The sequence below is a fragment of the Sorangium sp. So ce185 genome (genome assembly GCF_051526825.1).
Taxonomy (GTDB): Bacteria; Myxococcota_A; Polyangia; order Polyangiales; family Polyangiaceae; genus Sorangium; species Sorangium cellulosum_D.
Genome location: NZ_CP150316.1, coordinates 842,393 through 855,790 on the forward strand (window position 1 = coordinate 842,393; position 13,398 = coordinate 855,790).

Sequence of the window (13,398 nt, forward strand, 5' to 3'; positions counted from 1 at the left end):
GCGGACGCCGCAGCCATGCTTCAACATGGGGGGTGACGGACGTGGCGATCAGCCGAGCCGCCTGGTCTAGAATCTGGAATCCGGGGAGGGCGCGGACTCCATCCTTCACACCCCGGGTCGTGGCCTATGCGTTCGGCATCGAGCTGCCGTATAGCCTGCTCGTCCCGGTCGCTCACTTGCGGCTCCTCGGCGTCGTGGATTCAGGGGTCCAGGCGCGCATGCTCGGGATGATCGGGCTCATGTATCTCGTGAAGACGGCGGGCCTCGTCGCGCTGCTCGTCCACATGCTCCGTCCGATCGAGCACCTCCGGCGGTACGCCGTGGGCCACCCCCTCCGGAGCGGCGCGAGCGTCGAGGAGCTGGGCGGCGGCGCGGCGCCTCCGGAGGAGCTCATCCTCGCCGCGGCGAACGCCGCCTACGACACGCCGCTTTCGTTCGCGACGGTCTGGGCCGTCTCCTGGGCGCTCCTGTACCTGCCGGTCACCGTGGCGCTCTACTACATCGCGCCGGACCAGCGCCCGCTCGACGTCCAGCGCGGCGTCGCGCTGGCCCTATTCGCGCTGGCGCTCTTCGCGGCCGCGCTGCCGCTCGCCTACAGCATCCTCGGCCGCCTGCTCTCGCCCGCCGCCGGCGTCATCTCGCTCATCGCCCGCGAGCGCGGCCTGTCCGTGCCCGGCAAGGGCTACTCGCTCGCCGTCCGCCTCGTGATCCTCGGCGCCTGCCTCGCCATCGCGCCGACGAGCTGGATGGCGGCGATGGTGCTCGGCGAGACGGCGGGGCCCGCCAAGCCCGGCCTGAAGCTCACGCTGGCCATCTTCTCGATGGTCGCGGTCACCTGGGCGCCGGTCTGCGCCGGCTTCCTCGCGGGCGCCCTGGCGGGCCCGTTCCAGCAGGTCGCCGCGGTCATCCAGAAGATCGTCCAGCGCGGCGAGGTCGACCGGCTGGAGCGGATCCCGGTCTACTTCAAGGACGAGATCGGCGCCCTGGCGGGCGGCGTCAACGCCATGGTCGATCGCCTGGAGGAGTCGTCCCGGCGCATGCGCAGCTACCTGGCCGAGCGCGAGCGCCTCTTGCAGGACGCGGCGCAGCGCGCGGCGCAGCTCGGGGCCGTGCTGGACAACCTCGTCGAGGGGGTGTTCGCGTGCGACCGCCAGGGCCGGCTGACGATGATCAACGCCTCGGGGCTCAGGCTGCTCGGCCTCTCGGGCCGCTCGGAGGAGGCCGGCCGGACGGTCGAGGAGGTGATGGACCTCAGCCGGATGCGCCACCCCGACGGCCGCGCCTTCACGCGCGACGAGCTGCCGATGGTGCGGGCGCTCGCCGGCGAGACCATCGTGCAGGAGGAGCAGGTGCTCGCGAACGGCCGCGCGGGCCGGGACGTCTTCCTGCGCACCAGCGCGGCGCCGATCCGCAGCGAGGGCGGGGCGATCCTCGGCGCGGTCACGGTCGCCCGCGACGTGACGGAGCTCATGGAGCTCGATCTCGTCAAGGACCAGTTCATCCGGGTCGGCGCGCACGAGCTCAAGACGCCGGTCGCGATCATGAAGGGCTACGCGCTCGCGCTCCTGCGCAACACGAGCGACCTGCCGGCGCCCCGCCGCAAGATGCTCGAGGCCATCGACCGCGGCGCGGACAGGATCAACCGCATCGTCGACGATCTCCTGGCGATCTCGCAGGTCACGCTCGACGTGCTCCAGGTCTCGGAGGAGGACGTCGATCTGAAGGAGCTCCTGGAGGAGACGGTCGACCGCGTGGCCAAGTCGGCGAGCCGCCACCGCGTGCGGCTCTCGCTCGGCGCCGAGCGGCCGCCCGTCGTGCGCGCCGATCCGGAGCGGCTGCGCCAGGTGCTCGCGAGCCTGCTCGACAACGCGGTGAAGTACTCGCCGGACGGCGGCGACATCGACGTCAGCGTCGTCGTGGCCGAGCGCGCGCCGGCGTCCTCGCCGCCGCGCTGCGACGCCGCGCTCTTCTCGCAGCGCCACGGCTCGATCCCCGGCCTGGAGGCGGTCGTGTCGGTGCGCGACCGGGGCGTCGGCATCCCGGCGCACAAGCAGGAGCGGATCTTCGAGCGCTTCTTCCGTGCCCACACGGACACCCGACACGACTACGGCGGGATGGGCATCGGGCTGTTCCTTGCGAAGGACATGATCACCCGTCACGGTGGTCGCATCTGGTTCGAGAGCGAGGAGGACAAGGGCAGCACGTTCTATTTCACCGTCCCACTCAGCAGCGAGGCCCCCGCGGTGGACCGACGATGAGCGAAAGACATGCAAAGACGGTGCTCTTGGTGGAGGACGACGCGGACCTCGTGGCGCTCGTCTCCCTCGTGCTCCAGGAGGACGGCTACCGGGTCAAGATCGCCTGCAACGGCCGCGAGGCGCTGGCCAAGCTGGAGCACGATCTCCCGGATCTCATCCTGCTCGACATGAAGATGCCGGTGATGAACGGCCCGGAGTTCGCGCGCGAGCTCGAGGTCCGTCACGGTCGGCAGGCGCCCATCATCGTGCTCACCGCCGCGGCCGACGCGCACCGGCGGGCGGCCGAGGTCGGCGCGGACGCGTGGCTGGGCAAGCCGTTCGACCCGGACGCGCTCCTCTCGACGGTGAGGCGTTACGCGGGGTGAGCGCGGGGGAGCTGCCGCCGCTCGGCGAGGTCGCGCCGCACCTCGGCCCAGTACCGCGCGGGGAACCGGCGGTGATCGAAGCCGGTCGCCCGGAACACCCGAGCAATGCGGGCATAACGGCGCAGGCTCCAGTCTCTCATGAGCTCGAGCGAAGGGTGGAGGCCGCGCGCGTCGATGAACGGCGCTGCCCGCGCGTAGAGCGACGGCATGACCTCCTCGAGCCAGGACCGCATCAGGCGCTGGTATCCGGGCAGCTCGACGCACCGTCCGGAGATCACCTGAGCGCGCGTGACGCCGTGGCGCGCGAGCTCCTCCTCGGGCAGGTAGCAGAGGCCGCGATCGGCGTCTTCCTGCATGTCCCGGAGGTTATTGAAGAACTGGTCGAGCCGGCCGAACTCCCCGGCTGCGTCCCAGTGCTCCTTCGTCAGGAACGGAACCAGCTGGAAGATATGCCCTGACAGCCGCGCCAGCATGGTGTCGTGCTCCTTCATCGTGCGGATGAGGAGCCCGGGAGCGTGGTAGTCGGCGAGGGCGCGCAGGTAGGCGTCCCAGGCGGCGAGCGCGCGCGCTTGCATGTCGTCCTGGTCGCGCCCCGCGCGCGCGGGGTGGTCGTGCCCTGGGCCGCTCGCGTCCCGGAGCCACAGCGCGCGGATGGCCGAGAGCTCGCTCGCGAAGGGGCAGCTCGGATCGACGAAGCCGCGTGAACGGAGCAGCCTCCAGGCCTCCATGAACCGGCTGAAGCGCCGTTCGTGGGGCTCGATGCGCTCGTTCTCGGCGAGGCGGTCGACGATGCGGATCCAGCGGATGCGGTCGAGCCACGCCTGCTTCACGTCCGGCTCGAGGCCGAGCACCCAGGCGGCGTTGTCCTCATCCTTCAAGGCGTCGTCGGACAGCGCGCGATAGTGCGATGAGCCGACGACCGCGGAGATGGTCTGGTAGGCAGTCCGCTCCGACGCCGGCGCCGCGGGGGGCAAGCAAGGCGGTCGGGGGGAGATGGGTTGAATAGGTTTCACGAGGTCGAGTGCCGAACGTTGATGTTGCCTGTTTCCGGTGTCCCCGGGCTCGCGCGTGAGCGTCGGTGATTATGGGCATGGCCCAATCTGGCTACTTGGGATCACCTGTGTTGATGATGCTTGTTGCCCTCTGTCTTGTAGAACTTTCCGCTCCTCCGCCGGATGCGGGGTGACGCGTGCTCGCCTTCCTTTATGAGACCTTATAGTCTCCCAGTCGACGCGGAAATTCGTCGTCCAGGGCACGGGCTCCGCAGATAATGCGCGGATTCCCTGTGTGTTTTGCCCATGTGTTGGGAGCGCGCCGGCAATGATCGTCGGTGTATACCCTGGGCTCATACGTTGTCCAACGGATAAGACCGGGATTGGCTCGACGTTTTCGCTTCTTGGTTGTCCGTCGCGGCGGTCTCTCAGTCGTCCAGGGCAGATGGCCTTTCCGGAGTTCCGGGTGGATGGCTGCTCTGCCTACATGACGTCATGCGGGGCGGCACGCGGGCGTCGCGCGCCGAGCCCCCTTTTCCTCGTCGCTCAGCCCGCTGTGCCGCGCGGCGCGATCCGCTCGATCCGAGCGCGATCCGGCGCGGTGCTAGACGCACTCGTGAGCTGGATGATTCAGCGTTTGTCGCCACACAGCTCGTGCTGCGGTGAACGCGGCGACTCTGTGGTTGTGGTTACGACCCGATGCCATCGTCCGTGTCTGCGCGGTCATCCGCTCCAGACATAGGAAGACGACACATCCCCGTCGAGGGAGCAGGTCGTGCGGCGCGGGGGATGGGCCCAACGTCCGAGCGAGAAGCCATGGAGGGAGACCGTAGGCCGCGCGGGAGGGAGCAGGGCGCGCGGGGCCGCGCGGGGGATGGGCCGATGTTTGAGCCTAGGACATCATCCCTCCGACGCACCGCGCCGGAGGGGTGATGTCCAAGGCGAGCTCGGCGGGGCCTCCGCGCCGCCCCGCGCGCCCTGCTCCCTCCCGGGCGGCCGGGCCTCCTCGATTACCGCTCTCGCAGCCGCGCCGCCCGGTCCCGCCAGTACTGCAGATCGAGCGCCGAGAAGAGCCCGACCGCGCGCGCGATCTGCCGCTCGCGCCGCGGATCCCCGCGCTCGAGGTGCCGCGCGAGCTCGAACCGCGCGCGCGCCTCGTCCACGGGCAGGCCGCGCCGCAGCGCCTCGCCGATCGCCGCGACCCAGAGCCGCCGCGCGCGCGCGCGGCCGCCCGCGAGCCACGCGGCGAGCCCCCGCAGGCGGAGCGAGGTCGAGCGCCCGAGCGGGAAGACGCGCGCGTACCGGCCGAGCGCGCGGCACGCCTCCGCCGAGAGCCGCCCGAGCTCGAGCCGCTCCGACGGCGCGCGGGCCTCCTCGAGCAGCGCGAGCAGCACCTCGCACGTCGCGGCGTAGCCGTACAGGCAGTGGTAGCCGGCCGGCTGCCCGTCGCGGATCATCGGGAGCGTCCGCTCGGCGGCCGCGCGCGCGTCGTCGCGCGCGCCGCGGAGCAGGTGCCCCAGCGCCACCTGCCCGTGCGTGATCTGCTGCGTGCGGTCGCCGATCCGCTGCACCTCGGCCGACAGCGCGTCGAAGATGGCCGTCGCGCCCTCGCCGTCGCCGAGCAGCAGCCGGCACTGCGCGCGGCCGCTCTCCGCCCAGAGGTGCCCCTGCGCGTTGTCGCTCGCGCGCGCCGCGTCCGCGAGCGCCCCGTACCGCTCGAGCGCCTCCGCCCAGCGGCCCTCGGTGTGCGCCACCCCGGCGAGCAGCGCGAGGCACTCCTCCTTGCGGCGGCGGTCCTGCAGCGCCTCCGCGAGCCGCTCCGCCTCGGTCAGCAGGGCCCGCGCGTCCCGGCACCGGCCCTCGCCGAGCGCCGTCAGCCCGCGCAGGAGCGACACCGACGCGACGCCCCGCGGGTCGTCGAGCGCCGCGGCGGCCTCGGCCGCGCGCGCGGCGTAGGCGTCCACCACGGCCTTCCACGGGACATACCCGAACGCGACGCTCAGGGTCGCGTAGCCGCGCGCGAGCGCGAGCGACGGCCCGAGCCGCGCCGCGGCGTTCGTCGCCGCCAGCGCGGCCAGGAAGGCGAGCGCCGGCTCGTTGCGGAACAGGTACGTCTCCGACAGCTTCTCTGCCGCGAGCGACGCCTCCGTGAAGCGCTCGCGCTCGGCCGCTTCGCTCGCGACCGGGATCGGCAGGCCCGCGACGTGCGCGAGCTGCAGCCCGAGCTGCTTCATCGAGGCCGCCGCGGCGCGGAGCCGCGCCCCGAGCGGCGCGCCGCCGCGCTCCCCGAGCGGCGCGCCGCCCGACGCGCGCAGCCACCCCGCGCCGCCCTGCGAGAGCAGCTCCAGCGCCGCGGCGCAGTGCCGCTCCGCGCCGATCAGGTCGCCCATGTTGTAGTGCGCCTGGCCGAGCCGCCGCTCCCAGCGCGCGCGCCGCAGCGGCGCCGCGCGCTCCTCCGGCGAGAGCGCGCCGTCCAGATCGAGCGCCCTCCGGTAAAAATCGACGGCGTCGCCGGACGCGCCGGTCGCGAGCGCCTGGGCGCCCGCCTTGTCGAGGTACTCGAGCGTCTTCTGGACGACGCCCGCGGTCGCGTAGTGGTGGGCGAGGAGCGGGTACGACAGGGCGAGGTCCGGCGCGTCGCGGTGCCGCTGCTCGATCGCGCGCGCCGCCGCGCCGTGCAGGGCCCGCCGCCCCCGCTCGGGGATGCCGGCGTAGACGACCTCGCGCAGCTTGTCGTGCACGAAGCGGAGCCGCCCCGGCTCGGCCTCCTCGAGCACGTGGCGGCCGGCGAGCTCCGCGAGCGCGTCCATCGCCTCGACGTCGGCGAGGCCGGCGGCGCCGAGGAGCAGGCGCTCCTCGAGCTCGCGGCCGAGCACCGAGGCGAGCCGCGCGAGCGCGAGCGCCCCCGGGCTCAGGCCCGACAGCCGGCGCGCCACGAGCTCCCGCAGCGAGCCCGGCAGCGGCAGCGACGGGGGCGGCTGGCTCGCGCGCGCGGCGCGGGCGAGCGCCTGCGCCGCGGCGCCCTCGGCGCTCGCGCGGATGCGCCACACGTAGGCCTCGTCCCGGTAGATCATCCGCTCCTGGATCGCGGCCCGGAGGTACTCGGCGATGAAGAACGGGTTCCCCTCCGACTGCTCGAAGAGGTAGCGCACGAGCGCCTCGGGCGGCTCGTCCAGCGCGAGCATGTCGCGCACCATCCGCCCGACCGACGCGCGATCGAGCCGCCCGAGCTCGATGAGCGACGCCCAGGGCGCGCCGAGCAGCGGGGCGAGCGCGGGCGCCGCCTCGTCGGTCCGGTAGGCGCCGAGCAGGACCACGGGGTGGGCGGCGAAGTAGGCGGCGTCGAGGTGCTCGAGGACGTCGCGCGAGCTCTCGTCGGCCCACTGGAGGTCGTCGAGCACGAGCAGGACGGGCCTCGTCGCCGCGAACGCGGCGAGCGTGTCGGCGAGCGCGGTCCGCAGCCGGTAGCGGGCCGCGTCCGGCGAGAGCTCGGGCGGCTCCGGGGTGCGCTCGTGGCCGCGGAGCTGGGCGAGCGACGGCTCGTACGGCGCGAGGATCCGGCCGCGCGGGCCGAGCAGCGCGTCGTAGCCGCCGGGCCCGAGCTCGTTGCACCGGTCGGCCACCGCGAGCAGGAGGGGGCGGAACGGGTGCAGCGGCGCGGCCCTGACCGCGCCCTCGCGCTCGCCCTCGGCGGACACGGCCGCGCACGCGCCCGTGACCACGGCCATGTGGACGAGCGCCGCCTGGTGCACCGCCTCGACCGCGAGGCGCGTCTTGCCGACGCCGCTCTCGCCGCCGACGAGGACGAGGCTGCCCTGGCGGCGCTCGTTCGCGCGCTCGATCGCCTCGTTGATCCGCCCGAGCGCCTCCCCGCGCCCGGCGAGGCGCGGCCGGTACAGGTACGGCTGCGCCGGCGGCGCGGGCGCCTCGTCGCGCGGCGGCGCGTCGTCGGCGCCGAGCGCGGCGAGCGCGTTCGCGACGTCGTCGGCGTAGCCCAGCCGGTCCTCGGGGCGCTTCTTGAGGAGCCGCGCGATGAGGGCGTCGAGCTCGGGGGGCACGTCGGCGACGAGCTCGGAGGCCGGGAGCGGCTCGGCGTAGAGGTGCATGGACAGCACGACCGCGCTCGAGTCGCCGAGGAACGGGACCGCCCCGGTGACGGCCTCGTAGAGCATGCAGCCGAGCGCGTAGAGGTCCGCGCGCGCGTCGACGAGATCGCCGCGGATCTGCTCGGGGGACATGTAGTCCGGGCTGCCCATGAGCCGGCCGCCGGCCTGGAGCTCGTCGCGCCCCTTGTGGCCCTCGAACCGGAAGGCGAGGCCGAAGTCGAAGAGCACCGGCGCCCCGTCGTCGCGGATGAAGACGTTGTCCGGCTTGAGATCGCGGTGGACGACGCCCCGGCCGTGCACGTACGCGAGCGGCCGGCAGATGGCGCGGAGGAGCGTCAGCGCCTGGCGGAGCGCGCCGCCCGCCGCGCGGTGGAACGGGCGCGGCGCGAACGGCTGGTACGAGCGCGGGATGATCGAGTCTGGCGCGATCTCGGCCGTGGCGGTGCTCGTCTCCGCGTCGAGGATCGCGGACACGCTCACGGTCACCTCGCTGTTCGAGGTCCCGGGGCGCCAGCGCTCCTGGTTGTGGTCCCGGAGCGTGCGCCCCTCGAGCAGCTCCATCGCGTACCACGGGATGCCGCCCTGGACGCCCTCGTCGAGGATCCGCACGACGCCCGGGTGCTGGACGCCCCGGAGCGCGTGGATCTCGCGGCGGATGCTGGAGACGAGGCTCGCGTCGCCGACGCAGACGGTCTTCAGCGCCGCGAGCGCGCCGGTCCCGCTGTGCTGGGCGCGGTAGACGACCCCCATGCCGCCGCGGCCGAGCTGCGCGAGCACCCGCCACGGCCCGATGGACACGGGGAGATCCGGGGCGTGCCTGGCCTGGCCCGAGCTTGGCGTCGTGATCATCTGGGGACCGCGGCCCCCCGGGCCTGGGCTGGGATTCGCTCCAGGTGGTAGGCCAAAGGCGGTCTCCCCACATCGCCGCTGGGACTGAGTACATCCACCCGAGGGGCTGCGATGATGTCACGGGGCGGCCGATCCTACAACAAGTCCGTGTCGGGCCCCGATCACCGCACGAGCGCCGCGCGGTGAGGTCACCGCACCGACAGGCGACTACACGCCCGCGCCCGGGCGCCGGCGCCGCGGAGCGCCTCCCGGCGCGGCGCTCGGTCAAGGACGTCTCGGCGCCCTCGAGGCGCTCGGGTTGTCGAGAATGGTTCTCTTTTCTCGCTCGCTGGATTCCGCATCTCCGCGGCCGATGTCCTGTTTTGCGGGGCCGCCGCCCCGTCGAGCGGCTCAATCGTGCACAACTGAGAACGAGGTACATGGCTTGCTCTCGGGGTGACTCACGGTCGCGCCCGCGGCCGCACTTAGAAAGGAAGATAGCGAATGAAGCGATCGACTCATCTCGGGGCATTTCTGACCGTCCTCTCCCTCGCCGCGTGCGGCGGCGAAGGTGCAGATTCGGCCCCGACGGACACCGCCATGAGCAGCAAGCAGCTCAAGGACCTGACGGCCGATGACGTCCAGTCCACCTGCGATTCGCTCGAGGCGAGGGTGAAGCTCACCAAGGAAGATGCCTGTGAATATATGGGGCTCCTCGCGGCCTCCGCCCTCGGGAAGCCGTGCGGCACGCTGAGGGACGAGTGCGTCTCCGCGGAGGAGCCGGCCGAGGGGGAGGGCCCCCACCCGGACTGCATGCCTCCGACCGATCAGCGCGCGGGCTGCACCGCCACCGTGGCCGAGTACGAGGTCTGCTTGGTCGCCCAGACGCAGCAGGTCCGGGCGCTCACGTGCGACTCTTCCTTGAGCGCGCTGGACACCGTTCCCGCGGATTGTGACGCGGTGAAGCGCAAGTGCCCGCAGCTCATCGCGACGCAGGCGACCGACGGCCAGGGCTCCGAGGGCCCCTGATCGCGGCGCCGCAGCGCGCGTGATCGGGAATCGGTCGACGCGCGGATCGCTGCCTGAACGAATTGCGGGTAGGCCCGACACGGCCGCTCAGCGGCCGTGAGCCCCGTTGTCCCACCTCCGTTCTCGTGGATCTTTTGATTCCCACCGATATTCGCGCTCGTCCGCGCCTTCCGGGGCATCTCGTCGTATGATGCGTCCCGACGTCGGCGCGTCCGGGGAGCTTTCGGCTCCGGCGCGCCGGCCCGAGCGAGGCCGCGGCTCACCGCCGGGGGCTCGCTCGCACCGAGGAGGATTTCATGAAGATCACCAAGCTTTCCGGAGTGTTCGCCCTGCTGCTGATCGCCCTTGCCGCGCCCGGGTGCGGCAAGGAAGAGCAGCCGGCCGAGGCGAACGCGACGGTCGAGGTGACCGCCACCGCCGAGTCGGCGATCGGCGAAGGCGCCTACGTCGAGGAGCACGAGAGCGGCAAGGCCGCCTTCAACGTCGCCGCGGACGGGAACGTCAAGGCCGTGGTCAGCGGTCCGGACGGCAAGCCGATCCGCGAGGACGTGAGCGGCACGCTGCTGTGGAAGGACGCGTCCGGGGAGAAGACCTTGCCCCTGACGCTCGACGCGAAGACCGGGCTCCTGGTCGCCGCCGGCCCCAAGCTCGAGGCGGATCTCACGGAGATCGGCTACACGCTCAACGTCGCGGGCAAGCCGTGGAACGGCACCCTGCACGTCCCCGCCGGCGGCACCGCCGAGCTCTACGCCAACGCCAAGGGGTCGGCGGACCTCGGGCTGCCGGAGGGCAAGCTCGGCCCGCACGGCGGGCGCATCGAGATCGTCGGCGACGACCGCCTCGAGCTCCTGGTCGACGAGGTGACCGGCGAGGTCCGCGTCTACGTGCTCGACGCCGATCTGAAGCCCATCGACATCGGCGAGCGCAAGGTCACGCTCGGCGTGGTGGCCGAGGCGCCGCAGGTGGTCGTCCTCGCCCCGGTGGCCGCGACCGCGGGGGTCGCCGCGGGGGCGTACCTGACCGGCAAGCTCGCGCTCGCGGCCGATCCGCTGAAGGTGACGGTCGCCGTGCGGAACGCGGGCCGCTCGGCGGTGGCCCTCTGCGGCTACCGGGCCGGGGCGGCGTTCGCCGTCCACGCGCACGCCCCGCGCGTGAAGGTGCGCATGAAGACCGACTGGCACGCGCACGCGCATGCGCACGCCGACCTGAAGGCGAAGGCCGATCTCGACCCGAAGGTCCACGTGCACACCGGGGCCGGCGCGAAGGCCCACGCGAAGGCGAACGTGAACGTCAAGGCGCCGAGCGTCCGCGTGACGCCGCCGAGCGTGAACGTGCAGATCAAGGCGCCCAGCATCTCGATCCCCAAGCCGAGCTTCAAAGCGTCGGCGTCGGCGCGCGCCAGCGCGGGCGCGAAGGTGGGGACGCGCTGACGGGCGCCCCGGGGGGAGCGGCGCGCGGCGCGGGCCGCCCGGCGGGCGCTCCCTCCCGTTCTTCCCATCGGTTTCTTCGGCGGCGCCGGAGCTCGCCTCGTTGACGCGGACGACCTCGACGACGCCGCGGACGACCTCGACGAAGCGGCCGCGGCGGGCCTCTCCGCCCGCCGGCGCCGTGACGGCCGTGGCGCTCGACCCGGCGTCGAGCGCGCCGCTCCACCGGCAGGTCTACGAAGCGGTGCGCGGCGCGATCCTCGCCGGGCGGCTGCGATCCGGGAGCAAGCTGCCGTCGACGCGGGCGCTCGCGGCCCACCTCGGCCTGTCGCGCAACACGGTGCTCGGCGCGTACGCGCAGCTCCTCTCGGAGGGGTACCTGCGCGGCCGGATCGGCTCCGGGACGTACGTCGCCGACGCCTTGCCGGAGCGCCTGCTGCTCGCCCGGCCGAGGTCCGAGCCGCGGCCTTCGCCCTCGCCGGGCGCCGGGGCCCTGTCGAGGCGCGGTGCCCTCGTGGCGGGCGCCGCGTCGCCGTTCCGGCGCGCGGCCCCGCCGCTCGGGCCTGCCGGCTGGGCGTTCCAGGTGGGCGTGCCCGCGTTCGACGCCTTCCCCGCCGCCGTCTGGGGCCGGCTGATGAGCCGGCGCTGGGATCGCTCGTGGCGGGCGCTCGTGCCGCGCTGCGAGCCGCAGGGGTACGCGCCGCTGCGCCGGGCGATCGCCGACTACCTCGTCACCGCGCGGGGCGTGCGGTGCACGCCGGAGCAGGTCATCGTTGTCGGCGGCGCCCAGCAGGCGATCTCGCTCGCGGCCGAGGTGCTGCTCGATCCGGGCGATCCGGTCTGGGTCGAGGATCCGGGCTACACCGCGGCGCGCAGCGCCCTCGTGGCGGCCGGGGCGGCGCCGGTCCCGGTGCCGGTGGACGACGAGGGGCTCGACGTGGCGGCCGCCCTGCGGGGGCCGCCGGCGCGGCTCGCCGTGGTGACGCCGTCGCACCAGTTCCCGCTGGGCGTGACGATGAGCCTCGGGCGCCGGCTCGCGCTGCTCGACTGGGCGAGGTCGTCGGGCGGCTGGGTCTTCGAGGACGATTACGACAGCGAGTTCCGCTACGCGGGCCGGCCGCTCGCCGCCCTTCAGGGCCAATCGCGGGGCGCGCGGGTGATCTACGCGGGCACGTTCAGCAAGGTGCTGTCGCCGTCGCTGCGGCTCGGATACCTGGTGGTGCCGGAGGGGCTCGTCGACGCGTTCGTCGCGGCCAAGGCGCTGGCCGACGTGTCGTCGCCCTCGCTGGAGCAGGCGGTCCTTTCGGACTTCATGGCCGAGGGCCATTTCGCGCGCCACGTGCGCCGCATGCGCGTGCTGTACGAGCGGCGCCAGGCCGCGCTGGTGGCGGCGGCGGCGCGGGAGCTCCGGGGGCTGCTCGAGGTGCGCGCGGCGCCCGCCGGCATGCACCTGCTCGGCTGGCTGCCGGCAGGGCGCGCGGACGGCGCGGCGGCCGAGCGGGCGGCCGCGAACGGCGTGCGGTGCGTCGCGCTGTCCGAGCTCCGCGTGCGTTCGGCTGGGCCGGGGGCGCTGGTGCTCGGGTATGCCGCGGCGGGGGAGGACGAGATCGATGAGGGCGCGCGCCGGCTCCGGGTGGCTTTGCGCTAGCTCCACCCGCCCAGGGAGCCGGAGGGAGAGCTCAACGCAAAGGTGCAAAGGCGCAAAGGCGCAAAACAACAAAGATGATGCATCTGCGTCTTTGCGTGAGCCCCGGCGCGCGCACGAGCGCGCCGCGCGCGGTGGATCCCATCGATCGTGGCGAAGTGGCCCTCGTCGCGGCGCCGCGCGCCGACTAGAAGGTGGGCTGTCGCGCGCGGCGTGGCCGGCGCAGAAGGGATGCCCACGAGGACGAGCATGCAATCACGCATCGATTACGCGAGCGTCAACCCCGAGGCCTACAGAGCGATGCTGGCGCTGAGCGCCTGTGTGAAGCGCAGCGCGCTGGAGGAGCCGCTCAAGCACCTCGTGCTCCTCCGCGCCTCGCAGATCAACGGCTGCGCGTTCTGCATCGACATGCACTGGAAGGACGCGCGTGCGGCCGGGGAGGGCGAGCAGCGGCTCTACGGGCTCAGCGCGTGGCATGAGGCCCCCTACTACAGCGAGCGCGAGCGGGCGGCGCTGGCCTGGACGGAGGCGGTGACCCTCGTGGCCCAGGAGCACGTGCCCGATCACGCGTACAATGCGGCGCGTCAGCACTTCTCGGAGCGGGAGCTCACGGATCTGACCTGGCTCGTGGCGACGATCAACGCCTGGAACCGGATGGCGATCGCGTTCCGGAAAGAGCCGGGCTCGTACGAGCGCCCGGCGCGGTCGAACGCCTGAAGCGGCGCGAGGCCGGGCGGCTCGCGACGCT

At 73.3% G+C, this 13,398-nt stretch carries 8 protein-coding genes; 6 read left to right on the top strand and 2 right to left on the bottom strand.

Annotated features, from left to right (window positions below; genetic code table 11):
- The first annotated feature begins 119 nt into the window (after positions 1 to 119).
- The gene (locus WMF26_RS03265; protein WP_437999105.1) at positions 120 to 2,258 is read left to right on the top strand and encodes a HAMP domain-containing sensor histidine kinase; all 2,139 of its coding nucleotides are present in this window, start codon (positions 120 to 122) and stop codon (positions 2,256 to 2,258) included.
- A complete protein-coding gene (locus WMF26_RS03270; protein ID WP_044985472.1) occupies positions 2,255 to 2,623 on the top strand; it encodes a response regulator in 369 nt (122 codons plus the stop codon). The genes WMF26_RS03265 and WMF26_RS03270 overlap by 4 nt, the downstream gene beginning before the upstream one ends.
- On the opposite strand, the gene WMF26_RS03275 is transcribed toward WMF26_RS03270, so the two are convergent.
- Positions 2,611 to 3,636: a squalene/phytoene synthase family protein gene (locus WMF26_RS03275; protein WP_437999106.1), complete on the bottom strand. Its 1,026-nt coding sequence runs from the start codon at positions 3,634 to 3,636 to the stop codon at positions 2,611 to 2,613. The two genes, WMF26_RS03270 and WMF26_RS03275, sit on opposite strands and share 13 nt — an antisense overlap.
- A gap of 989 nt (positions 3,637 to 4,625) precedes the next feature.
- Entirely contained in the window at positions 4,626 to 8,570 is a 3,945-nt protein-coding gene (locus WMF26_RS03280; protein ID WP_437999107.1) for a serine/threonine-protein kinase, read from the bottom strand.
- Between the two features lie 483 nt (positions 8,571 to 9,053).
- On the opposite strand from WMF26_RS03280, the gene WMF26_RS03285 reads away from it, so the two are divergent.
- From WMF26_RS03285 to WMF26_RS03300, 4 genes are all read left to right on the top strand, one after another.
- Positions 9,054 to 9,578, top strand: coding sequence for a hypothetical protein (locus tag WMF26_RS03285; protein ID WP_061623674.1), 525 nt, complete (start codon positions 9,054 to 9,056; stop codon positions 9,576 to 9,578).
- A 296-nt stretch (positions 9,579 to 9,874) separates the two neighbouring features.
- The gene (locus WMF26_RS03290) at positions 9,875 to 11,008 is read left to right on the top strand and encodes a hypothetical protein (protein WP_061623675.1); all 1,134 of its coding nucleotides are present in this window, start codon (positions 9,875 to 9,877) and stop codon (positions 11,006 to 11,008) included.
- 100 nt (positions 11,009 to 11,108) lie between these two features.
- A complete protein-coding gene (locus WMF26_RS03295) occupies positions 11,109 to 12,653 on the top strand; it encodes a PLP-dependent aminotransferase family protein (protein ID WP_437999108.1) in 1,545 nt (514 codons plus the stop codon).
- Positions 12,654 to 12,899: 246 nt separating this feature from the next.
- Positions 12,900 to 13,367: a carboxymuconolactone decarboxylase family protein gene (locus WMF26_RS03300; RefSeq protein ID WP_061623676.1), complete on the top strand. Its 468-nt coding sequence runs from the start codon at positions 12,900 to 12,902 to the stop codon at positions 13,365 to 13,367.
- Positions 13,368 to 13,398: the final 31 nt, after the last annotated feature.